This window comes from Nocardia sp. CC213A (assembly GCF_030766805.1).
Lineage (GTDB): Bacteria > Actinomycetota > Actinomycetes > Mycobacteriales > Mycobacteriaceae > Nocardia > Nocardia otitidiscaviarum.
Window position 1 is genome coordinate 1 of the sequence record NZ_JASFXA010000024.1, and the last position, 21,444, is coordinate 21,444.

Consider the following 21,444-nt stretch of genomic DNA (forward strand, 5'->3'; position numbering starts at 1 on the left):
ACCCGCGCCGACAATCCCCACGCGCAGTGGACGATTCGCCGCGTTCATGGCTGGAACTCCAGGACGAAGGGCGTATCCACGCCGAGTTCCCCGAGTCCGGCCGCCCCACCGGGCGATCCGAGCGCCGTCTCCCGGCCCGGCAGCGGCTCGTCGAAGAACCGCGCGTTGGCCGCGACGAACGGCCGCTGCGCCGCGGGCAGATCGCCCTCGGCATAGATCGCCTCCACCGGGCACACCGGTTCGCACGCACCGCAATCCACGCATTCCGTGGGATGGATGTAGGCCATCCGACCGCCGGTGTAGATGCAGTCCACCGGGCATTCCTCCACGCACGCCCGGTCCATGATGTCGACGCACGCCGCGCCGATGACGAAGGTCATGATGCACTCCTGGTCTCGAGTTCGTCCGCGCCCGGCTCTCCGGTTTCGCCCAGCGCGGCGAGGATTTCGTAACGGCGGCGCGCGAATTCCGGCTGGAACTGCGCGCCGGGGGCGCGGGGTTCGTCGAGTTCGACGATCCGCAGAATGGTGGCCGGACGCGGGCTGAGCAGGACGATCCGGTCGGCCAGCAACAGCGCCTCATCCACATCGTGAGTGACGAACAGAACGGTCGTATGGTGGCGTTCCCACACCTCGACCAGCAGTCGCTGCATCTCGGCGCGGGTCTGCGCGTCCAACGCCCCGAACGGCTCGTCCATCAGCAGCACACTCGGCTGCGCGGCCAATGTGCGGGCCAACTGCACGCGCTGGCGCATACCGCCCGACAACCGACCCGGCAGATGGTCGGTGAAGTCCTGCAACCCAACCTGATTCAGCAGCTCCAGGGCCCGCGCCCGCCGCTGCCCGCGCGGCACCCCGCGCAGCGCCAGCGCGAATTCCACATTGCGGCGCGCACTGCGCCAGGGCAGCAGCGCGTCCTCCTGGAACACCATGGCGCAGCGCCCGCCGTCCCCGATCGGCGAGCCGTCGACCTCCGCACTGCCCGCCGCCACCGGCAGCAGTCCGGCCAAGGCCCGCAGAATGGTGGATTTTCCGCACCCGGACGGCCCGAGCAACATGACGATTTCGCCCGCGGCGATATCCAGATCCACCTGTGCGGCAGGCCCGTCGGCGTAATCGATGCGCAGCTCGCGCAGCCGGACCGGAGCTCCGGCACGGACCGCCGTGCTCATCGCGCCTCCCCGGGCAGCCAGTGGTTCACCCGTCGCCCCACCCGTTCGATCACCCAGGCGGTGCCGTAACCGAGCGCGCCGATGGTCAGCATCCCGGTCACCACCCCCGCGTAGTCGAGCAGCGAGTACGACATCCACGTCCAGTACCCGACCCCGAACTGCCCGGAGATCATCTCGGCGCTGATGACGCAGATCCACGCCACCCCCATGCCCACCGACAGTCCGGAGAAGATGGCGGGCATGGCACCGGGCAGCACCACATGGAACAGCACCTGCCACCGATTCGCGCCGAGAGTGCGGGCGGCATCGGTCCACACCTGCGGCAGCGCCTTCATGGCGTGGATGGTGGAGACGGTCACCGGGAAGAACGCCGCGAAACAGGTGATGAAGACGATGCCCTGCTCACTGGTCGGGAACAGCAGAATCGCGATGGGCACCAGGGCGATCGCCGGAATGGGCCGGGCCACCTCGAGCAGTGGCCGCAGCAGTGCGGCGGTGATCCGGGAGCGCCCGATGGCCATGCCCGCGGCCACTCCCAGCACGGCGGCGATGGCGAAGCCGCTGAGGATGCGGCGCAGGCTGGCCACCATGTGCTCGTAGAACACCCCGCTCTCCAGTTGCAGCCGCAGCGAGGCGGCCACATCCAGCGGGCCGGGCAGTTTGTCGAAGCGCAGCCAGGCGACCAGGTCCATCTCGGTCACCACATGCCAGGCCAGCACCGCGCCCAGGACGGGCAGCACCGGCAGCAGGTGCCGGGCGGGGCGCAGCCGCTGTCCGACGGCCCGCTCACGTGCGGGGGCTGCCGGTTCGGTGGTGGTGTCGGTCGCTGCCCGTACCCGGGCATCGGTGGTGGTCATAGCAACTCCCGTCAATCGGAGGCGGTCGCGGCCAGCGCGGCCTGGTAATCGAGCACCGTGGTGCCGGGGTGTGCGGCGGCGTAGGCGCGGGCGTCGCCGATCGCGCCGAACGGCAGCAGCCGCTGTTCGGGTGCGGCCGCCGGATCGAGCACCCAGCTGGCGTACTGCCCGAAGATGCGGGTGCCGGACCTGGCGTCGGGCACGTAGAGGGCCCGGAATTCGCCACCGGCCGCGACCAGGCGCAGCAGACAGGTGGGGGTGGCGGCCACGCTGGTGCGGTCGGCATCGGCAGGCCACGCCTCCGAGGCGGTCGCCGGATCGTCCACCGGCAGCCCGCACACCGCGTCGGTGCCGGTGATGGCGGCGGGATTGGCGAGCGAGGCGGTGGCGCTCTCGTATTCACCGCCATAGAGCTGCTCGAGCGCACCGGTGTCGACGAACGACGCCAGGTCGAGGTCCTCGAGCGCGCCGAGTTCCTTCAGGAACGGCAGCCCGGTCTCGACCGCGGCGATCAGCTCCGGCTTGATGGTGAGATCGAAGGTGACCACGCCGTTGGGTCCGTTGTAGTGGTAGACGACCTCCGGCGGCAGCCCGGTGGCGTCGGCGACCCGGACGGCGGCTTCCAGCGGATTGTCGTAGAGGTACTCGGTGGCCTCCCGCTGCGCCTCCAGAAACGCGGTCAGCACTTCGGGATTCGCGCTGGTGTAGCGCTCGTTGGCGACCACCCCGTGAAAGGTGGGCACCCCGGTGTTCCCGTCGTGCAGCAGCCGTCCCTGTCCGGCGAAGATCACCCGCTGCGGGAACGGCACGAACTGGGCCAGCGCGGCGACCTGCGCGGTCTCCAACGCGGTCACACCCACCGGCGGATCCTGGCCGAGCAGTCGCACATCTTCCGTGGACATGCCCGCCGCGGCGAGTGCGCTCACGAAATTGCCGTGCGCGGTGGATCCGAGGCTGGTGGACACCACCTGCCCGCGCAGATCCTCGATGTCCTCGGCGGTCGACGACAGCGGCACCACCACCTGATTGAGCGAGCCGCGCAGGTTGTAGCCCGTGGTGCTGACCCACCGGGTCGCCACATCGGGCAGCTTCGCGGTCTTCGCGCCATTGACCGACAGCGGATAGTCACCCATCGACCCGATGTGGACCTTGCCCGCGATCATCTCGGCCGTCAGCGGCGGACCGGAGGCGAAGTCGTGCCAGCTGACCTCGTAGGTCTTGCCGTTGCTCGCCCCGATCTCGGCGAGTTTGCTTTCCAACAACCCCAATTCGCGCAGCAGGGTACCGGCGGTGACGGTGTTGATGGTCTTGGACTGATAGCCGATGTTCACGGCGACGGTATCGGGATCCGCGTCGGATCCACAGGCGGCGAGCGCGGTCGCCAGGCTGACCGCCCCGAGTAGCAGGGCGGCGAAACGGGTGCGTGGTGTCCTCATCATCGTTGTGCTCCCGCCGGACTCAGCGCAACAGGTACGGGATGTCGACGGTCACCGCGTCCACCGGACAGCGGGCCGCGCAGGGACCGCAGTACCAGCATTCGTCGACGTGCATGTACGCCTTGCCGGTGTCGGGGTGGATGGCGAGCGAATCGAGCGGACACATGTCGACGCAGAGGGTGCAGCCGTCGATGCATTTCGCCTCGTCGATCGAGACGGGGACGTCGAGGCGGGTGGATGCCTGAGCCATCAGAGTTCCTTTCCGGAGTTGGCGATGCCGATGCGGGCGAAGGCGCGGACATCGGCGTCCGGGTCCTCCAGGGCAGTGCGGAGGGCGGCGACGACCTCCGAGTGGGCGGCGATGCGTTCGGCGAGACCGCGCACGGCCGCCTTGCGCACGTCGAGATTGGGATCGGTCACCGCGGCCACCAGTGCGGGCGCGGCGATATCGGGGTCGGCCACCGCCAGCGCGACGGCCGCGCCCTGGCGGACCTGCCAGGCCGGATCGGTGAGCGCGGCGACCGCGAGCGCCGCCGCCTCGTCACCGCAGCCGGTGTGGGCCAAGCCGGTCAGCGCGGCGGCCCGCACCAGCGGGTCGGGATCGGCGGCCAGGGTGACCAGGGTGGCCGAACCACGCGGATCGCTGACCGCCGCAATACCTTTGGCGACGCCGATGCGCACCAGCGCGACCGCGTCGGCGGCGGCCGCGTGCAGGTGTTCCAGTGCGTCCACCGAGGTGAGCCCGCCGATCACGGCCAGCCGTACCGCCGGGTCGGCGTCGATGAACCATCCGAACAGTTCGTGAGCATCGGTGCGCCGATGCCGCCACAGCGCCTCGATGGCGGCGGCGCGCACCTCCGCGTCGGCGGCCGCGACGGCCTCCCGCAGCGCCGCGTCGAATTCCGTTCCGGGAACCAGCACTTCGACGAGTTCGGTGAGCAGCCCGATGGCGGTGCGCCGCACGGAACCGTCCGGATCGGTGAGGCCGCGCGCGATGATCGGCGCGGAGTCTGCCCACTCCTCGGTGGTCTCGCTCAGCACCGACAGCGCGGTCCGCCGCACCTCGGGATCCGAATCGTCCAGGTAGGGGCGCAGTTCGGACAGCTCCGGACACTCCTCGGCCAGCTCCACGAGTGCCAGCAGCCGCGCGCTCATCGGCCGCTCCAGGCACCGGCGAGCACAGGGGCCGCCACATCGGCGACGCCGTCGGGGCGGACGAAGCCGGGCACCGGCACGATGTAGGGAGCCACCGGCCGGGTGCGGAAGGCCATCGCGCCGGTGTCGTCGCGGAAGAGGTTCAGGTGGCAGAACCATGCGGCATCATCGCGTTCCGGAGTATCGGCGCGCTGGTGGTACAGACCCCAGCGGCTCTCGGTCCGGCGCAGCGACGCCCGCGCCGCCATCTCGGCGCAGTCCCGGATGAAGGTCACCTCCGCGCAGCGCATGAGTTCGTGCGGGGTACGCGCGCCCATCCGGTCGATATCGGTGCGCATGCGCTCGAACGCCTCGAGCCCGAGGGTCAGGTAGCGCTGCGATTTCGGCGGTTGCAGATAGTCGTTGACGAAGCGGCGCAGCTTGTATTCGACCTGCTGCTGCGGCGGCCCGTCCGGATTGCTCAGCGGGCGGTAGATGAGGGCGTGCGCCGCCTCGATCTGATCCTCCGGCAGCGCCGGATGCGCGGCCCCGGCCGCGTAGTCGCTGGCGCTCTCACCGGCGATATCGCCGTAGACGAAGGCCCCGATCATGTAGTTGTGCGGCACCAGTGCCATGTCCCCGGCGGCGTAGAGGCCGGGCACCGTGGTGGCCGCGTACTCGTCCACCCAGACTCCGGACGCGGAATGCCCACTGCACAAACCGATCTCGGAGATGTGCATCTCGATGTCGCGGGTGCGGTAGTCGGTGCCGCGGCCGGCGTGGAAGGTGCCGCGGGTGGGCCGTTCGGTGGTGTGCAGAATGCCCTCGATCTGGCGGATGGTGGCATCGGGCAGATGGCTGAGCTTGAGGTAGATCGGCCCCCGCGCGCTGTCGAGTTCGCGTTTGACCTCGGCCATCATCTGCCCGGACCAGTAGTCGCAGTCCACGAAGCGATTGCCCTCGGCATTGACCTGGTAGCCGCCGAACGGATTGGCGACGTACGCGCAGGCCGGGCCGTTGTAGTCCTTGATGAGCGGATTGATCTGGAAACACTCGATGCCGGAGAGTTCCGCGCCCGCGTGGTAGGCCATGGCGTAGCCGTCGCCCGCATTGGTGGGGTTCTCGTAGGTGCCGTACAGGTAACCGCTCGCGGGCAGCCCCAGCCGCCCACAGGCCCCGGCCGCCAGGATCACCGCGCCCGCCGACACCGTGACGAATTCCCCTGTCCTGGTATCGAACCCGACCGCGCCCACCGCGCGCCCGCCCACGGTGAGCACCCGCACCGGCATCACCCGGTTGCTGATGGTGACCTTGGCGCGCACGTCGCGGGCGCGCAGCGTGCGGTAGAGCACCTTCTTGACATCGCGCCCCTCCGGCATCGGCAGCACGTAACTGCCGGAGCGGTGCACCTTGCGCACCGCGTACTCGCCGTGCTCGTCCTTCTCGAATTTGACGCCGTAGCCCTCCAGCCGCTGCACCATCTCGAAACCGCGGGTGGCGGTCCGATACACGGTGCGCTGGTTGACGATGCCGTCATTGGCGATGGTGATATCGGCGACGTAGTCCTCCGGACTGGCCTTGCCCGGCACCACGGCGTTGTTGACGCCGTCCATCCCCATGGCCAGCGCACCGGAGTGGCGGACGTGCGCCTTCTCCAACAGCAGCACGTTCGCGCCGCGGCGGGCGGCGGTGAGTGCGGCCATGGTGCCCGCCGTGCCGCCGCCGATCACCAGTACGTCGCAGGTCAGTTCCTGCCGGTGGGTCACCGGCGGGATATTCGCGGCCATCTCAGATCCTTTCCAGCGGTTCGGTCACACCGCGATTCGGTGTGACGGGTGCGCGATGCAGACGGCCCGACAGCGAGAAGCGGTCGCCGCGGTAGCGGACGTATTCGAGGTCGATGGGTCGGCCGGAATCGGTGTAGGTGAGCCGCTCCATCAACAGCAGCGGCGATCCGGGCCGCACCGCCAGCAGTCCGGCCACGGTCGGATCGGCCGCGACGGCTTCGATAGAGATGGCGGCCGAGCCCAGCGGCAGCCCGAGTTCGGCCTCCAACAGCCGGAAGACATCGCAGCCGGTGAGATCGAGCTCCAACAGCGGAGCACCGACGTCGGCGGTGAGATAGCTGGCGTCCAGGGACAGCGGCACGCCGTCGAGGCAGCGCAGCCGTTCCAGCGCGACCACCGGTGTCGCCGGTTCCAGTTCGAGGCGTTCGGCCACCATCGGGGTCGCGGGCACCACCTTGGCCAGCAGCACCGTGTTGAGCACCCGGTCACTGCCGGTGTCGAAGGTCTCCGCCAGCCCGCGCAGCCGGTCCAGCCCCTGGACGGCCTTGTCGGCCACCACGAAGGTGCCCGCCCCCGGCACCCGATCGACCATCCCCTCGTCGCGCAGCAGTGCGAGGGCGTCGCGCACGATATTGCGACTGGTGGCGAAATCCGCCGCCAGTTGAGTCTCCGACGGCAGCGGGCGATTTCCGTACACGCCGCTGCGAATACGGGCCCGCAGGATATCTCGAATGCGGCGTGCGGGAGCCGAACGGCGGCCGGTCGTGGAATTCACCACACCGCCGCGATCCGGCTGTCCGGAATACGTCTTGCCTGTCATGCAGCACATGGTGGAAACGGCTGGTTACATGCGGCGTTTCGAGTAATTACCGGCTCGTTACGCCAGTTACGGTTTCCAAGAAAACGCCCTCACCTGCGAAAACGATTGCGCGCCGGTGAGTATTACCAGTTGACTACGCGGCAGCGGACAGTTTCGACGGGATTCGGTGGGCGAAGTGCCGGCAGCTCATGAGTCCCGCTTATGAGCTCGTCGAATTTCAGTGGCTACCGCCCTATTTCGGGCCGCGCCAGGGTGATCGCGTGCTCACCATTCGCAAATCCCTGCCCGGTCTCGCGCTGGCGCTGGCGCTGGCCACCATCGCCACCCTGCTCGGTCACGCACTGCCCGCCGTCGGCGCACCGATTCTCGCCCTCGGCGCGGGAGCGCTGTTCGGGGCGGTGTGGCGACGCTCCGTCGAGGAGGCGGGAGTCCTCGCCCCCGGCCTACGCATCGCCCGACAGCGCCTGCTGGCCCTCGCCATCGTCCTGCTCGGCCTCGGCCTGCCGCTGCCGGCATTGCTCGCCGTCGGCCACCGCACCTCGGCGGTGCTGCTCGGCACCCTCCTGGTGTGTGCGGTCACCGCCGTCCTGATCGGGCGAATGCTCGCACTGGAGCGGGACTCGGCCATTCTGGTGGCGGCGGGCACCGCCATCTGCGGCGCGTCCGCCATCGCCGCCGTGGCCGCGGTGCTGCGTCCGGAGCGGGAGCGCCTGGCCTACGCCCTCGGCACCATCTTCGTCTTCAATATCGCCGCGGTACTGGTCTTTCCGCCGCTGGGCAGCGCGCTCGGGCTGTCGGAGCAGTCCTTCGGGCTCTGGGCGGGCACCGCCATCAACGACACCTCCTCGGTGGTGGCGGCGGGGGTGATCTTCGGCCCGGCCGCCGCGCAGTTCGCGGTCACCGTGAAGATGGTGCGCAGCCTGCTGATCGTGCCGCTGTGTCTCGGTGTGCACCTGACCGTCCGGCGGTCGGAGCGGGCCGCAGCGCCCTGGCGGGCGGTGCCGGTGTTCGTGGCGCTGTTCGTCGTGGCCTCGGTGCTCGCGAGCACCGGCCTGATTCCGACCGTATGGGCGGCGGCCCTCGGGTCGGTCAGCGCCTGGCTCATCGCGGCGGCGCTGGCCGCGATCGGAACATCGTTGAGCTGGAGTCACATTCGCATTGGTGGCGGCAGGCCACTGCTCTTCGGCGGCATTCTCGCCGTGGTGCTGTCGGTCAGTTGTCTGATATTGCAGTGGGCAACCGGCTGGTTATGAGCGCCGCGGCTGCCACAATGGAAGCGTGGTTGACTCGACCGGTCGCGGCGTGATCGATGTGAGGACCTCGGCGGGGGTATCCGCGGCACAGGCGTTCGAGGCGTGGGAAGGGGCGGTGAGCGCCGCCTATGTGCCCATGTCCGTCTCGCCGGTACACCTGGGGGATTTCCACGGGCGCGTGGACGCGGCCCAGTTCGGCGATCTCACCCTGTCCCGTGTCCGGGCCAGTGCCCAGGTGGCTCGTCGCACCCGCCGCCTGGTGGCGCTGTCCGAGGAGCCGATGCTGTTCGCCGTCATCCAGTGCGGCGGTGCGCCGGGCTGGCTCGAGCAGGGGGAGCGGGTACCCGGACCGCATCCGGGCGAGATGTACCTGCTCGATACCGGACGGCCCTACACCGTCTGCGTGGACGACTGCTGGGACCGCATTGTCGCGCAGGTGCCCCTCGAGCCGATCCTGGAGCGGACGGGTTTGCGCCCCAACGAGATTCGAACCGGTGTGCCGCTGCCCGGCACCGGCGCGGTGGGCGTCGTCGGACGCTTCTTCCGGGATCTGATCGACCTGCGATCCGAGGATTCGGCCGGAATGGAACTGCTGGCCGCGCACGGGATGGACCTGTTGGCCGCGGCGGTCCGCTTGGCCGCGAGCGAGCCGCGCTGTGGCCGTTTCGCCGAGGTGCTCGATCTGACCGACTACCGATCGCGCTGCGCCGGAACGACCACGAAGTAGCCCGCGCGGCTCGGTGTCACGCAGACGGCTTCGTATAGTTCATGCGGCTTCGTGTAGCTCACGCGGCTCTGGGCAGCTCACGTCGGCAGGGCCCGGCACAGCGCGTCGAGCGCGGCGGCATAGGCGTGCTCGGGCGGGGTGCCGTAGCCGATCACGAGGCCGTCGCGTGGTGGCATGGTGCTGTCGGGGTGGCGGTAGGACCGGAACCCGTCGAGTGCCAGGCCGAGGCGGTGGGCCGCGCGCAGCGTGGCCTCCTCCGTGCCGTCCGGCAGTTCGAGGACGGCGTGCATACCCGCCGCGATGCCGCCGACCCGAATGTGCGGGAAGCGCTCGGCGAGGATGCGGGTCAACAGGTCTCGGCGACGACGGTAGACGGCGCGCATGCGGCGCAGGTGGCTGTCGTAGCGGCCGGAGGTCAGGAAATCGGCGAGGGTGAGCTGATCGATGACACCGGTGGACAGTTCCCGCGGCCCCTTGGCGGCGAGCACGGCGTCGACCAGCCGGGCGGGCACGACCAGCCAGCCCAGGCGCAATGCGGGGGAGAGGCTCTTGCTGGTGGAGCCGAAATACACCACCCGGTCGGGGTCGAGGCCTTGGACCGCGCCGACCGGGTCCCGGTCGTAGCGGAATTCGCCGTCGTAGTCGTCCTCGAGCAGTAGCGCCCCGTGGGAGCGAGCCCAATCGACCACGGCCGCACGACGTTCCGGATGCAGCGGGCCGCCGGTCGGAAACTGGTGCGCGGGGGTGAGCAGCGCCGCAGTGGCCCCGGTGTCGGGAAGTTCGGCGATCCGGGCACCGTGGGCGTCGACCGGCAGCGGAATCGTGCGCAATCCGCACTCGTGCAGGATCTCCCGGTGGAATCCCAGACCGTAGGACTCCACGGCCACCGGTCCGGGCAGGATCGCACCGAGCAGCCGCAGCCCCTCCGCGAAGCCCGAACAGACGATCACCCGGTGGCTGTCGGCCCGCACCCCGCGGGCCCGCGCGAGATACTCCACCAGCGCCTCCCGTAGTTCGGGGCGACCTCGCGGATCCCCCACGCCGAAGGCGTCGTTCGGCGCGGCCGCCAGCGCGCGCCGGGCGGAGGCGAGCCAGGCCGTGCGCGGGAACGCCGCCGCATCGGGCGAACTCGGCAGCAGGTCGTGACCGAGGCGGCGCCGCGGCGGCGAGATCCGGTGCGGCTGCTCGGGTTCGCGAGGTACGGCGCGCTCGGCCACCCGGGTGCCCGACCCCACCCGCGCCGTGAGCCAGCCCTCCGCCACCAGTTCGGCATACGCGTCGGCCACGGTATTGCGGGCGATCCCGAGATCGCGGGCGAGGCCGCGGTAGGGCGGCAGCCGGGTGCCCGGGGCCAGACGTCCCGAGCGGACGGCCTCCCGCAGCGCCTCCATCACCTGGGCGCGGCGACTACCCCGGCCGCTGAGCTCCAGATGCAGATCGGCGCCCGCCTCGCGATTGACCCATGAATCTGGCACAGGATTGCACCCTACTCCGGGTCATTGCCACTCCTACGGTGAATGCACGGCCGTCCATCCGTCACCGTGTTCCACCGAAAGGAACTGTGCCGCCATGTCTCTCCTCGCGACCACCGCCACCGCCGACACTCCGTCGGCGGTGCGCGGATGGCTGGCCGTCTCGGCCGTCACCCTGGGCATCTTCGCCCTCATGACCTCCGAACTGCTCCCGGTCGGCCTGCTCACACCGGTCGCCGCCGACCTGCGTATCTCTGCGGGCGTCGCGGGCCTGATGGTCACCGTCCCCGGCCTGGTCGCCGCCGTCTCCGCGCCGCTGGTCACCCTCGCCACCGGCCGGATCGACCGGCGCGTCGTGCTCGCCGTCCTGGTCGGCCTGGTCGGTGCGGCGAACCTGGCGTCCGCCTTCGCCACCGACTTCACGCTGATCCTGCTCGCGCGGGTGCTCATCGGCGTCAGCGTCGGCGGCTTCTGGGCGTTGGCGGGCGGCATCGCACTGCGCCTGGTGCCGCCGCACCATGTCACGCGGGCCACGGCGGTCATCTTCGGCGGGGTCGAGACCGCCTCGGTCCTGGGTGTTCCCACCGGCACCCTGCTCGGCGACCTGAGCGGCTGGCGGATCGCCTTCGCCGCGGTCGGCGTGCTGGGCCTGATCTCCCTGGTCTGCCTCGTGCTGCTGATGCCGAAGGTGCCCGCGCGGCGCACCCTGGTATTCGGCGATCTGCCCCGGGTGTTCACCACCAACGCGGGTGTCCGGGCCGGAATCGCGCTGACCTTCCTGGTCGTCACCGGACATTTCCTGGCCTACACCTTCGTCCGCCCGGTGCTGCTGTCCCACGGCGTGGATGACGGCGTGATCGGCGCGCTGCTGCTGGTCTTCGGCGTCGCGGGCATCTGCGGCAACTTCATCGCCGGGGCGCTCATCGCGAAATACCTGCGGCACACCGTCGTCGGACTGGCGATCCTGCTGGCCGCGGGCATGCTGACCCTGCTGGCCGTCGACCACACCGTCGTGACGGCGGCCGTCACCCTCGTCATCTGGGGCCTGGGCTACGGCGCGGTGCCGGTCACCTTCCAGACCTGGATTCTCGACACCGCGCCGCGGGATCCGGAGGCCGCGTCGTCGATGTACGTCTCGGCCTTCAACCTGTCCATCGCGCTCGGCGCGCTGATCGGCGGTCTGGCCGTGAACGGCCTCGGGGTGGGTAGCGTGCTGTGGCTGGGCTCGGCGCTGGCGCTGGGCGCACTGCTGGTGGCGCGCCCGCGCCGAGTGAGTCACGAACTCGTGCGCTGAATCACCTCGCGGGCCAGGGCCCGATACTGATCGGCCCCCGAAGAGCGGGGTGCCCAGGTGGTGATGGGTTCCCCGGCGATGGTGGCGTCGGGGAACCGGACCGTGCGGGAGATGACGGTGTCGTAGACGCGGTCGCCGAAGACCTCACCCACCCGGGCCATGACCTGCCGCGAGTGCAGCAGCCGCCCGTCGAACATGGTGACCACGATGCCCGAGAGGGTGAGCTTCGGATTCAGCCGCTCGCGCACCTTCTCCATGGTGTCGGTCAGCAGGGCCAGGCCGCGCAGCGAGAAGAACTCGCACTCCATCGGAATGATCACCCCGTCGGCGCAGGCCAGCGCGTTGACGGTGAGCAGGCTCAGGGAAGGCTGGCAGTCGACGAGGATGTAGTCGTAGCGGTCCCGGACCGGGTCCAGCACCCGTCGCAGCGACTGTTCCCGACCAACCTCGTTGACCAGTTGGATTTCCGCCGCGGACAGGTCGATATTGCTGGGCAGCAGATGCATGTTGTCGACCCGGGTCGGCATCACGACCTCCTCGACCGGCGGCGCCGACTTGCCGAGCAGGTCGTAGATCGTCACGTTCAGGTCGTGGGGTGGCACCCCCAGACCCGCGGACAGCGCTCCCTGCGGATCGAGGTCCACCAGCAGGACGCGTAGACCGGTTTCGGCGAGCGCGGCACCGAGATTGATGGTGGAGGTGGTCTTGCCGACGCCGCCCTTCTGATTGCACAGGGCGATGACGTGGGCCTCGGTGCGCGGTAGCTCGTTCTTCACCGAGGGCTCGAACGCGTTGACCGTGGTCATGATCCGCACCCACCCTTACCCGAGGTCGCGCCGGATTTGCATCGACTGCAAGGCGGATCACTGAGATACCGGGTGTTTGCTGGCATGTCGCCAGGCTAGCGGGTGACCCGCCCGAAGGCTGACACCTTCGCTGAGTGATTCCTCACCGAGGTCCGAAATGGGCGAAATCGAAGCGCACATCGGTGAGCTTCTCGGACCGCTCCCAGAGTCGTTGGGCGAGTTCGCGATCGTAGGAGGCGTGGCTCGATGACGTTCGCATCGGATATCCACGCAAACCGAATAGTCTGTTCGGGCCGTAGTATCCACCCGGCTCGACCTCGGCGGTCGCCGCGAACAGCAGTGGCAGCGCGCCCATTTCAGGGCTCTGCCCCGGGTTCAGCCAGGGCAGCGCGGTGGTCAGACGGTGTAGCGGTGTGGTGACGAACCGCAGCAGCGTCCCGCTGCGGGTGACGATATCGGTCTCGGCGTATCCGGGATGCGCGGCGACCGACAGCACCGGCGCACCGGCCGCATCGAGTCGCCGCTGCAATTCGTAGGCGAACAGCAGATTGGCCAGTTTGGATTGCGCGTACGCCCCGTAGCGCCGGTAGCCGCGCCGCTGCCAATCCAGATCGTCGACATCCAGGCCGGCGATGAGATGGGTGTGACTGCTCATCGAGACGACCCGATCGCGCACCCGGTCCAGCAGTAGCCCGGTGAGGGCGAAATGACCGAGATAGTTGGTTCCGAGCTGTTTTTCGAAGCCGTCGACGGTGCGCTCGAACGGGATCGCCATCACGCCCGCGTTGTTGACCAGCACATCGGCATAGTCGACGGTCTCGGCGAAGGCGCGCACCGAGGCGAGATCGGCCAGGTCCAGCGGGCGGGCCTCGGCGCGCGTGCCGAGTTCGCGGGCGACCCGCTCGGCTTTGGTCATATTGCGGCATGCCAGGATCACCCGGGCCCCGGCATCGTGCAGGGCGCGGGCGATGGCGGCGCCGAGACCGCCGTTGCCGCCGGTCACGATGTGCACCCGGCCGTGCTGATCGGGGATGTCGGCGGTGGTCCACTTGGGCATGGCGGCTCCCGGTGTGGATCGGGGAGTCTCGCGGAACGCGTCGTTGCTATTCGGCGAAGGGCTCGAAACAGTACTGGACGTTCGCCAACCCTAACAATGCGGCGCGGATTCGACTGGCACTCAGCTATTCCGGCGCTGTGGTGCTCCGGAACTTCAGCCACTCCGGAACCTCACCCGACCGGGATCCCGGGAACTCCCGGTGCTACGAGGCGGTCTGCCCCGCGAACTCCACCTCCGGCACCGTGACCGGGTGCTCACAGCTGGCCGGCGGATCGACCAGTGCACAGTCCGACAGCGGCCGCACCGGGCGGTATTCGGCGGGCACGCCGTCGACCGCGATGATGTCGCGGTAGGTGTCGACGGCGTCGGTGGGGGTGCGGGTGAGGTTCGGGTCGGTGCGGACGTCGACGGTGTAGAGCCCGAAACGGGGTGCGTAGGAACCCCATTCGTAGTTGTCGGTGATGCTCCAGTAGTTGTAGCCGATCACGTTCATGCCGTCGGCCTTGGCGCGCTGAATCCAGTAAACGGTGTCGCGCAGGTGGTCGGATCGGGTGTAGCCGTCGGCGCGGGGTGCGCCGTCCTCGGTGGGCATTCCGTTCTCGACGATGTAGAGCGGCTTGTCCGGGAAGCGCTCCGCGTAATGGCGCAACGCGTAGTAGATGCCCTCCGGGCGCACCGGCAGCTCCCACATGCCCGCCGGGGGCGGCACCGAACCGTCGGTGGACGCCTCGGGAGCCTGAAGGCCGAAATAGTAGTCGACACCGATGATGTCGAGCCTCGCGCCGATGCGGTCCAGCAGCGGGCCGTTCACCTCGGCCTCGGCTCCGGCGACATAGCCGACATTGCTGGTGACCCGCGCGTCCGGCTGCACCCGGTGGATGTAGTCGTAGATATCGTTGTGCGCCCGCGCGACCAGGTCCAGCATCCGCCCGGCGTCGGTGCCGTTGTGGCGCACCTCGTGCATGATGTAGGCGACCGGCTCGTTCACCGTGACCCAGACCGGATTCCAGTCCGCGTACCGGTCCACCACCCGCCGCGCGTTGCGCAGCCAATCCTCGGCGATGGCGGGGTCGTTCCAGCCGCCGCGATCGGCCACCCAGCCCGGATACACCCAGTGATCGAGGGTGAGCATGGGCCGCATGCCATGGTCGAGAATCTCGGCGACCACCGCGTCGTAGAAGCGGAACGCATCCTCGTCCCACTGGCCCGGTTGCGGCTGCACCCGCGCCCATTCGATGCCGATTCGGAAGACCTTCGCGCCGAGATGGGCGGCGAGTGCGATGTCCGAGGCGTAGCGGTGATAGAAGTCCACCGACTGCCCGTACGGTTCGTAGCCCTTTGCCTCGATGTAGCGGGTCCAGTTGCTATCGGGGGTCGCGCCCTCGGACTGAAATCCCGACGCGGCCACGCCCCAGAGAAAATCGTCACCGAGCCCACCGCGCACGGACGGCGGTACGGCCGCCGCATGCGGTGCCACCAGCAGGCATGCCGCCGCGGTTGTCAGTCCGGTGATTACGCGGCGACGCAGCCTGGAGCGCATGCGAAAATCGTAGCTGTCAGATAGCTGTGACCCGGGTCAGGCGCGCCGATGGCGCCGCTCTCAGCGGGGGAGCGGCACCGGATCGGTACAGCTGGACGGCACGTCGACCAGTGAGCAGGTGGCCGGTGCGCGGGTGGGCAGGTAGTCGCCCGGGACGCCGCCGTCACCGACGATGGCGCGGTAGGCCTCCACCGCGTCGGTGGGGCGTCGCGTCAGGCTCGGATCGGATCGAACGTCGACGGTGTACAAGCCGAAACGCGGCGTGTAGGAACCCCATTCGTAGTTGTCGGTGAGGCTCCAGTAGTTGTACCCGATCACGTTCATGCCGTCGGCCTTGGCGCGCTGGATCCAGTAGATGGTGTCGCGCAGATTGTCGCCCCGGGTGTAACCGTCGGCGCGGGGCAGCCCGTTCTCGGTCGGCATGCCGTTCTCCACGATGTAGAGCGGTTTACCGGGGAACATGCGGTCGAAATGCCGCAGCGTGTAATAGATCCCATCGGCCTGTAACGGCATCTTCCACAGTTCGGACAGTGCGTCCGGGGAGATCGCGGGCAGCACCTCCGGGGATATGCCGTAGTAGTAGTCGATGCCCACGTAGTCGAGCCGGTCCGCGATCCCGGCCAGCATCGCGCCGTTGACCGCCTCGTCGACGGCGGGAATGTAGGCGACATTGCTGGTCACCATCGCATCCGGGCGCACCTGGTGGATGTAGTCGTAGATGCCGTTGTGGGCGGCGATGAGGCGGCTCTGCATGAGCGGCAGTTCGGCCGCCGACAGACCGCCGTTGCGGACCTCGTTCGTCATGTAGATGGCCGGTTCGTTGATGGTGACCCACAGCGGATCGCGAGCGGCGTAGCGGTCCACGACTTTTCGCATATTCGTCAGCCAGTCGTCGAGCATGGCGGGATTGCGCCAGCCGCCGCGATCGACCTGCCAGCCGGGGTACACCCAGTGGTCCAGCGTGAGCATGGGCCGCATGCCCGCGGCCACGATGGCGTCGATGACCGCGTCGTAGAAGCGGAAGGCGTTCTCGTCCCAGACGCCGGGCTCCGGCTGGAGCCGGGCCCATTCGATGCCGATGCGGTAGGTGTTCACGCCGAGTCGCCGCGCGAGCGCGATATCGGAGGCGTAGCGCGAGTAGAAGTCGACGCTGTTCAGATACGGGTCGTAGTCCGGATTCCCGGCGATGTAGCGGGTCCAGTTGCTGTCGGGCGCGTGCCCCTCCGACTGGAAGCCGGAAGCGGCTACGCCCCAATGGAATCCAGGCCCCATGGGTGGCAGCGGCGCGGACGCGGGCGTCGCTGCCGCCGGAGCCGTCACGGTGAGTAGCGCGGCCCCGGTGAGGGCGGCGAGGACCTGGCGACGGGTGCGGGGGCGCATGGAACTCCTCATCCGGGCAGTGGAATCCGATGGGGCAATGCTGGTCGGTCGACCAGCATTATGCACGGATCGCGGAATCGTGTGGAAGCAATTGAGTTCTCAGCGCGTCGACCGCCCAGTCCTGCCAGGCGGATTCGGACCACCCGCGTTCACCGACCAACAGGTGGTAGGTCTCGGGGGCGAGTACGACCATGGCGATATCGGCGGCCCTGGCGGCATCGAGACCTCCGCGCAGTGGCGTCTTCGCGGCGAGCGCCTCGGCCAAGCGCGCCTGGACGGTATGGCGCTGGGCCAGATTGGTCTGCCACAGCTCCGCGATCTCGGCATCGTCGGCGGCCGCCGATCGCACCACCTCGAGCAGTGGAGTGACGCGCCCCAGGATCTGTCCGGCGGCGACCACCTGGAGGCGCAGCTGTTCCTCGGGTGGGGCCGCCACCGCCTCGGCGAACCACGGCCGATCGAGGGTGGCCACGGGTTCGGCATCGCCCGCGATCTCCACATCCAGGAGTTCGGTGAGGATGGCACGTTTGGTGGCGAAGGTGAAGTACAGCGTCTGCACGGCCATTCCGGCCTGTTCCGCAATGGCTTTCATGGTGGTCGCGGTGTAGCCGCGGGTGGTGAACAGCTCCCGCGCGGCGCTGAGCATGCGGGTGCGATTGGCCGAGGCGCGGGCCGCGCGCACGCCGGTGGTCTTCGCGGTCATGGCTCACATCCTACTTGACTAGAGCAGGGCTCTAGTCAATCCTTTCACTAGATCGACGCTCTAGTGAAAGGATATCGGCAATGCGGGGTACGGGGCGTCTGCAACTACTGCTGATCACCGTGGTGGAACTGGTGATCTTCTTGGATACGACGGTGCTCAACGTGGCGCTGCCCGCGATCGGGCAGCGGTTCGGGCTCGGTGAGGCCGGGCTCGGCTGGGTCACCAACGCCTATCTGCTGGCCTTCGGCGGGTTCATGCTGCTCGGTGGGCGGGCCGCGGACCTGTACGGTCCGCGGCGCATGTTCGGCGTGGGCCTGGCGGTCTTCACCGCTGCGTCGGCGCTGGCCGGATTCGCCGGAAGCCCAACGGTATTGATCGCCGCCCGGGCACTGCAGGGCGTCGGCGCGGCGGTCGTGATTCCGGCGCAGCTGGCGTTGCTGACCGCGACCTTCACCGATCCGGCCGCGCGGCGGCGGGCCTTCGGCGTTTGGACCGCCATGGGTGCGGCGGGCGCGGCCATCGGCACGGCCGTCGGCGGTCCGCTCACCGATGTGTTCGGCTGGCCGTCGATCTTCCTCATCAATCTGCCCGTGGGCGTGGCGGCACTGGCGGGACTCGTGCTGCTGCCAGGGGATTCGGCGCGGTCGGGCGGACGCCTCGACATACCCGGCGCGGTCACCGGAACTGTGGCACTGCTGATCCTCGGCTACGGCATCGGCGCGTGGGGCGATCCGGACGCCCGATCGCTTGCGGCCCCGCTGACCATCGCCGGGCTGCTCGGCGTGGCGGCCTTCCTGCTGATCGAGGCCCGCATCCCGCATCCGCTGCTGCCGCTGCGACTGTTCCACATCCGCCGGGTGAGCGGTTCGGCCGCGGTAAACACCCTCGTCGGCGCGGCGCACGTGCCCGCTTTCGCGCTGCTGGCGCTGTATCTGCAGAACACCCAGGGCTACAGCCCGACCCTGTCCGGGCTCGCGGTGCTGCCGGTGGCCGTGGTCAATATCGTGGTGTCCCGCACCGTGATTCCCTACGCCCTCGAACGGCTCGGCTCGACCGGGGTGCTCGCGGGCGGCCTGGCCCTGCAGGCGCTCGCACTCGGCTGGCTGGCCCGCCTGCCCGAACACGGCGACTACCCGATGGACGTGCTGCCCGCCGCCGTCGTCTTCGGCATCGGCCTACCCGCGGCCTTCGTCGGTGTCACCGCCCCCGCCGTCGAAGCGGTGGCCGAAACCGACCGCGGCATCGCGGCCGGCACCGTGAACACCGCCCAGCGCGTCGGCTCCGGACTCGGCGTCACCGCCGTACTCCTGCTCGCCCAATCCGTCACCGACGCCACTCACGACCATGTCCAGGGCCTCCGCGCGGGCTTCGCCGCCTCGGCGGCCCTGGCGCTGCTCGGCTGCCTGCTCACCCTGGCGATCCTGCGCATGCCGCGCCCGAACGGAGACGAGGCGGCGATGGCTGTCGCCGACAGGTCGGCTCCGTAATCGCGACGAAGCCACGGCTCGGCCGCGGCGGCCTACCGGAGCTCTCCGCTGACGACCCAGAGATGGCCGAACGGATCGCGCACTCGGCCCTGGCGTTTGCCGTAGGGCCGGTCCTCGATCGGGATTTCGAGCCGGGCCCCGTGCCGCAGCATGTTCGCCGCGGTGGCATCGGGGTCCGGCACGGTGAGTGTGAGCAGGACGGGGGAGCCGCCCACCGATTCGGGATCGCGCCATCCCCACTCCGCCACGCTCTGGGCCAGCGCGAAGACGACATCGCCCAACCTGAGTTCGGCGTGGTTGACGACACCGTCGTCATCGGCCACGCGCAGGCCCGGTTCGGCACCGAGGGCTTGGATGTAGAAGTCGATCGCGGAGTCGGCGTCGGAGACCAACAGTTTGGGGTGCAGTTCGGAGTTCATGCAGCCATGATCACGAGGAGGCGCGCCGCCAGCCTTGTAGATTTCGGCCCTCTTCCAGCAGCCACCCGGACGGCGTGGTGTTCATGAGGTCGCGAAAGTCGTGCACGAGGTGACTTTGATCGTGGTATCCGGATTCGGCCGCGACCTGCGCCCAGGAATCCGCGCCCGTGGCGGCGCGGTGTACGGCGGAGGACAACCGTGCGATCCGAGAGGCGAATTTGGGCGTGATGCCCAGCGACTGCCGCATGACCTCACGCAGCCGCCGGGGGCTCAGGTGTGCGGTGCGTGCCAGGTCCGCCACCGAGGCGCTGCCTCCGCTGGCTCCGATCCGCGCCAGGGTGTGGAGCGCGTCCTCGGCCCCCCGGACGGAATCGGCCCGGGACAACTGCTCGAGCAGCCGGAGGCGGGTGACGGCGGCGCGGTGCTCGGGCGGCTGTGCGGCCAGTTCCATGCCGAGCGAGCGCGCCCACGGGAGCACGGCGCCGGCATCCACCCCACCGGCGTTCACCTCGCTGAGCGGCACTCCGGTGAGCCGCTGGAACGCGGTGGGTGACAGTTCGGCATACACGGTCGGCTGCGCCGACCGCAGCGTCAGGGCCGGAGTCGCGACACCGGGGCGCAGGAATCCGGCCACGACGGCCTGAGCGGTCTCGACGCGCCCGTCGTAGCGCACCTCGAGCGGAGCGCCCAGGCTGATCACCAGCCGCGCGGACAGGGCAGGGACGGCCCGATGCGGTCGCGGTGGTCCGCGGTGGTCGCTGACGGCCACCACGCCGATACCCGCGGCCCGGCACGCCTGACTCAGATCCACCCCCGCATTGTCACACGAGCGGCATCGCGGCTTTCGACGCGTTACGCGGGCGGCGTCCGGCGAGTGTGATCGTGATGCTCCGGGTGCGGGGCGGGCATGCTCGAAAAGTGCGGCACGGGTGGCATTTTCGGTGGCATCGGCATATTCGGCACGGGTGGCATCGCCGGGATCGGCGGCATCGGCGGGGGTGGTGGAACGGGCGGGAAGGCCGCGTCGGGGCCGCCGAACCGCTGGAACGCCGCCTGTCGCGAGGTGCCGAACAGCTCACCGATCTCCGCCCAGGTGTGCCCCTCCACACGCGCCTGCTGCACGAGCATGCGCAGCACGCTGTCCACCACGCTGTCGAGACTGCGGGCGGCTTGTAGAGCGGCGATCACGGACGCGGCGGGCTTGCCGTCGGCGGGGTGCAGCACCTCGGCGACGAGTTCGGCATTGGCGGACAGCAGTTTCGCGAACACGGCCCGCTCATCGGCGGGGTCTCGCTGCGGGGATTCATCCATGTGTAAATGCTGCCTTGACAACACCTCGCGTGTCAAGGCAGCATTTACATGCTGGCCGGACTACCGCACCGAGGCCGCTGCCTGAATACTGGCGAGGTGACGGACGTATCCGAAGACATCGGTGATGACAGCCTGCGGGCGGTCGAGAAGGTCGTGGGGGCCGGCGACGCGGTGCGAGTGGGGTCGTTCCGGATGGAGTTCGCCGACCAGCGCTGGGAATGGTCGGACGAGATGGCGCGCCTGCACGGGTACGAGCCCGGTGACGTCGAGCCGAGCACGGAACTGCTGCTCTCGCACAAGCATCCCGACGACCGCGACCGCGTCGAAGCCGAACTGGTCACCTCGGTGCGCGACCACGCGCCGTTCTCCAGCCGCCACCGCATCATCGACACCGACGGGGACGAGCATCAGGTGGTCGTGGTGTCCGAACCGATCACCGACGACGACGGCATCGTCATCGGCACCGGCGGCTACTGCGTCGACCTCACCGACAGCCTCCCCGAATCCGTCGACCTACTCGGCGAGGTCCTGCCCGAGATCGTGGAACAGCGCGCCGCGATCGAACAGGCCAAGGGCATCCTCATGGCGATCTACGCCCTGTCACCCGATCAGGCGTTTCAGGTCCTGCGCTGGCGCTCCCAGGTCACCAACACCAAACTCCGCGACCTGGCCGCGGCGCTGGTGGCCGCGACGACCGCCACCCCGCCCATGGACGTCCGCGCCCGCACCCGCTTCGACCACGTCCTGCTGACCGTGCACGAACGAATCACCGATGACCGGTGACGCAGCG

General features: G+C 69.3%; 20 protein-coding genes and 1 pseudogene. 5 read left to right on the top strand and 16 right to left on the bottom strand.

Annotation, left to right across the window (positions count from 1 at the left end; all coding sequences use genetic code 11):
• Positions 1–44 precede the first annotated feature (44 nt).
• From fdxA to QJS31_RS32005, 7 genes and pseudogenes are all read right to left on the bottom strand, one after another.
• Positions 45–380: a ferredoxin gene (gene fdxA / locus QJS31_RS31975; protein ID WP_306358475.1), complete on the bottom strand. Its 336-nt coding sequence runs from the start codon at positions 378–380 to the stop codon at positions 45–47.
• Positions 377–1,171 carry an ABC transporter ATP-binding protein gene (locus tag QJS31_RS31980; protein WP_306358476.1) on the bottom strand — a complete coding sequence of 265 codons (795 nt, stop codon included), beginning with the start codon at positions 1,169–1,171 and terminating at the stop codon, positions 377–379. The genes fdxA and QJS31_RS31980 overlap by 4 nt, the downstream gene beginning before the upstream one ends.
• Positions 1,168–2,028: an ABC transporter permease gene (locus QJS31_RS31985; protein ID WP_306358477.1), complete on the bottom strand. Its 861-nt coding sequence runs from the start codon at positions 2,026–2,028 to the stop codon at positions 1,168–1,170. The genes QJS31_RS31980 and QJS31_RS31985 overlap by 4 nt, the downstream gene beginning before the upstream one ends.
• Before the next feature lie 11 nt (positions 2,029–2,039).
• A complete protein-coding gene (locus QJS31_RS31990) occupies positions 2,040–3,467 on the bottom strand; it encodes an ABC transporter substrate-binding protein (protein WP_306358478.1) in 1,428 nt (475 codons plus the stop codon).
• Between the two features lie 19 nt (positions 3,468–3,486).
• Positions 3,487–3,714 (bottom strand): ferredoxin family protein, encoded by a 228-nt coding sequence (locus tag QJS31_RS31995; protein ID WP_029927417.1) that lies wholly within the window; start codon positions 3,712–3,714, stop codon positions 3,487–3,489.
• A pseudogene (locus tag QJS31_RS32000) lies at positions 3,714–6,385 on the bottom strand (fumarate reductase/succinate dehydrogenase flavoprotein subunit). The gene QJS31_RS31995 and the pseudogene QJS31_RS32000 overlap by 1 nt, the downstream one beginning before the upstream one ends.
• A gap of 1 nt (position 6,386) precedes the next feature.
• Entirely contained in the window at positions 6,387–7,205 is an 819-nt protein-coding gene (locus QJS31_RS32005) for a GntR family transcriptional regulator (RefSeq protein ID WP_306358479.1), read from the bottom strand.
• Positions 7,206–7,393: 188 nt separating this feature from the next.
• On the opposite strand from QJS31_RS32005, the gene QJS31_RS32010 reads away from it, so the two are divergent.
• Positions 7,394–8,458, top strand: a complete 1,065-nt coding sequence (locus QJS31_RS32010; protein WP_306358480.1) for a YeiH family protein — start codon at positions 7,394–7,396, stop codon at positions 8,456–8,458.
• A 25-nt stretch (positions 8,459–8,483) separates the two neighbouring features.
• Positions 8,484–9,185: a hypothetical protein gene (locus tag QJS31_RS32015; protein ID WP_282779365.1), complete on the top strand. Its 702-nt coding sequence runs from the start codon at positions 8,484–8,486 to the stop codon at positions 9,183–9,185.
• A gap of 77 nt (positions 9,186–9,262) precedes the next feature.
• Here the strand turns inward: QJS31_RS32015 and QJS31_RS32020 are convergent, their stop codons facing one another.
• Complete coding sequence (locus QJS31_RS32020) at positions 9,263–10,660, bottom strand: PLP-dependent aminotransferase family protein (protein ID WP_282779364.1); 1,398 nt, start codon at positions 10,658–10,660, stop codon at positions 9,263–9,265.
• A 94-nt stretch (positions 10,661–10,754) separates the two neighbouring features.
• On the opposite strand from QJS31_RS32020, the gene QJS31_RS32025 reads away from it, so the two are divergent.
• Entirely contained in the window at positions 10,755–11,951 is a 1,197-nt protein-coding gene (locus QJS31_RS32025; protein ID WP_306358481.1) for an MFS transporter, read from the top strand.
• Here the strand turns inward: QJS31_RS32025 and QJS31_RS32030 are convergent.
• From QJS31_RS32030 to QJS31_RS32050, 5 genes are all read right to left on the bottom strand, one after another.
• Complete coding sequence (locus tag QJS31_RS32030; RefSeq protein ID WP_282779362.1) at positions 11,933–12,757, bottom strand: ParA family protein; 825 nt, start codon at positions 12,755–12,757, stop codon at positions 11,933–11,935. The two genes, QJS31_RS32025 and QJS31_RS32030, sit on opposite strands and share 19 nt — an antisense overlap.
• 142 nt (positions 12,758–12,899) lie before the next feature.
• Complete coding sequence (locus QJS31_RS32035) at positions 12,900–13,814, bottom strand: oxidoreductase (RefSeq protein WP_306358482.1); 915 nt, start codon at positions 13,812–13,814, stop codon at positions 12,900–12,902.
• Between the two features lie 202 nt (positions 13,815–14,016).
• Complete coding sequence (locus QJS31_RS32040) at positions 14,017–15,354, bottom strand: family 1 glycosylhydrolase (RefSeq protein ID WP_306358483.1); 1,338 nt, start codon at positions 15,352–15,354, stop codon at positions 14,017–14,019.
• A gap of 60 nt (positions 15,355–15,414) precedes the next feature.
• Positions 15,415–16,734, bottom strand: coding sequence for a family 1 glycosylhydrolase (locus QJS31_RS32045; RefSeq protein ID WP_372341745.1), 1,320 nt, complete (start codon positions 16,732–16,734; stop codon positions 15,415–15,417).
• A gap of 58 nt (positions 16,735–16,792) precedes the next feature.
• On the bottom strand, positions 16,793–17,437 hold the full coding sequence (locus QJS31_RS32050) for a TetR/AcrR family transcriptional regulator (RefSeq protein ID WP_306358485.1): 645 nt from the start codon (positions 17,435–17,437) through the stop codon (positions 16,793–16,795).
• 80 nt (positions 17,438–17,517) lie between these two features.
• On the opposite strand from QJS31_RS32050, the gene QJS31_RS32055 reads away from it, so the two are divergent.
• Entirely contained in the window at positions 17,518–18,924 is a 1,407-nt protein-coding gene (locus tag QJS31_RS32055; protein WP_306358486.1) for an MFS transporter, read from the top strand.
• Between the two features lie 32 nt (positions 18,925–18,956).
• On the opposite strand, the gene QJS31_RS32060 is transcribed toward QJS31_RS32055, so the two are convergent.
• The 3 genes from QJS31_RS32060 to QJS31_RS32070 are packed head-to-tail and all read right to left on the bottom strand — an operon-like array spanning position 18,957 to position 20,654.
• Entirely contained in the window at positions 18,957–19,343 is a 387-nt protein-coding gene (locus QJS31_RS32060; RefSeq protein ID WP_282781100.1) for a VOC family protein, read from the bottom strand.
• 10 nt (positions 19,344–19,353) lie between these two features.
• On the bottom strand, positions 19,354–20,154 hold the full coding sequence (locus QJS31_RS32065; RefSeq protein WP_282781098.1) for an AraC family transcriptional regulator: 801 nt from the start codon (positions 20,152–20,154) through the stop codon (positions 19,354–19,356).
• A gap of 41 nt (positions 20,155–20,195) precedes the next feature.
• Entirely contained in the window at positions 20,196–20,654 is a 459-nt protein-coding gene (locus tag QJS31_RS32070) for a hypothetical protein (RefSeq protein WP_282781096.1), read from the bottom strand.
• Between the two features lie 96 nt (positions 20,655–20,750).
• Between QJS31_RS32070 and QJS31_RS32075 the strand changes: the two genes are divergently transcribed.
• The gene (locus QJS31_RS32075; RefSeq protein WP_282781094.1) at positions 20,751–21,437 is read left to right on the top strand and encodes a PAS and ANTAR domain-containing protein; all 687 of its coding nucleotides are present in this window, start codon (positions 20,751–20,753) and stop codon (positions 21,435–21,437) included.
• The last annotated feature ends 7 nt before the right edge of the window (positions 21,438–21,444 follow it).

Bases quoted from the DNA above. Each gene is read 5' to 3' on its own strand.
- fdxA (WP_306358475.1), bottom strand. From the start codon at position 380: ATGACCTTCGTCATCGGCGCGGCGTGCGTCGACATCATGGACCGGGCG.
- QJS31_RS31980 (WP_306358476.1), bottom strand. From the start codon at position 1,171: ATGAGCACGGCGGTCCGTGCCGGAGCTCCGGTCCGGCTGCGCGAGCTG.
- QJS31_RS31985 (WP_306358477.1), bottom strand. From the start codon at position 2,028: ATGACCACCACCGATGCCCGGGTACGGGCAGCGACCGACACCACCACC.
- QJS31_RS31990 (WP_306358478.1), bottom strand. From the start codon at position 3,467: ATGATGAGGACACCACGCACCCGTTTCGCCGCCCTGCTACTCGGGGCG.
- QJS31_RS31995 (WP_029927417.1), bottom strand. From the start codon at position 3,714: ATGGCTCAGGCATCCACCCGCCTCGACGTCCCCGTCTCGATCGACGAG.
- QJS31_RS32005 (WP_306358479.1), bottom strand. From the start codon at position 7,205: ATGACAGGCAAGACGTATTCCGGACAGCCGGATCGCGGCGGTGTGGTG.
- QJS31_RS32010 (WP_306358480.1), top strand. From the start codon at position 7,394: ATGAGTCCCGCTTATGAGCTCGTCGAATTTCAGTGGCTACCGCCCTAT.
- QJS31_RS32025 (WP_306358481.1), top strand. From the start codon at position 10,755: ATGTCTCTCCTCGCGACCACCGCCACCGCCGACACTCCGTCGGCGGTG.
- QJS31_RS32030 (WP_282779362.1), bottom strand. From the start codon at position 12,757: ATGACCACGGTCAACGCGTTCGAGCCCTCGGTGAAGAACGAGCTACCG.
- QJS31_RS32035 (WP_306358482.1), bottom strand. From the start codon at position 13,814: ATGCCCAAGTGGACCACCGCCGACATCCCCGATCAGCACGGCCGGGTG.
- QJS31_RS32040 (WP_306358483.1), bottom strand. From the start codon at position 15,354: ATGCGCTCCAGGCTGCGTCGCCGCGTAATCACCGGACTGACAACCGCG.
- QJS31_RS32045 (WP_372341745.1), bottom strand. From the start codon at position 16,734: ATGCGCCCCCGCACCCGTCGCCAGGTCCTCGCCGCCCTCACCGGGGCC.
- QJS31_RS32050 (WP_306358485.1), bottom strand. From the start codon at position 17,437: ATGACCGCGAAGACCACCGGCGTGCGCGCGGCCCGCGCCTCGGCCAAT.
- QJS31_RS32055 (WP_306358486.1), top strand. From the start codon at position 17,518: ATGCGGGGTACGGGGCGTCTGCAACTACTGCTGATCACCGTGGTGGAA.
- QJS31_RS32060 (WP_282781100.1), bottom strand. From the start codon at position 19,343: ATGAACTCCGAACTGCACCCCAAACTGTTGGTCTCCGACGCCGACTCC.
- QJS31_RS32070 (WP_282781096.1), bottom strand. From the start codon at position 20,654: ATGGATGAATCCCCGCAGCGAGACCCCGCCGATGAGCGGGCCGTGTTC.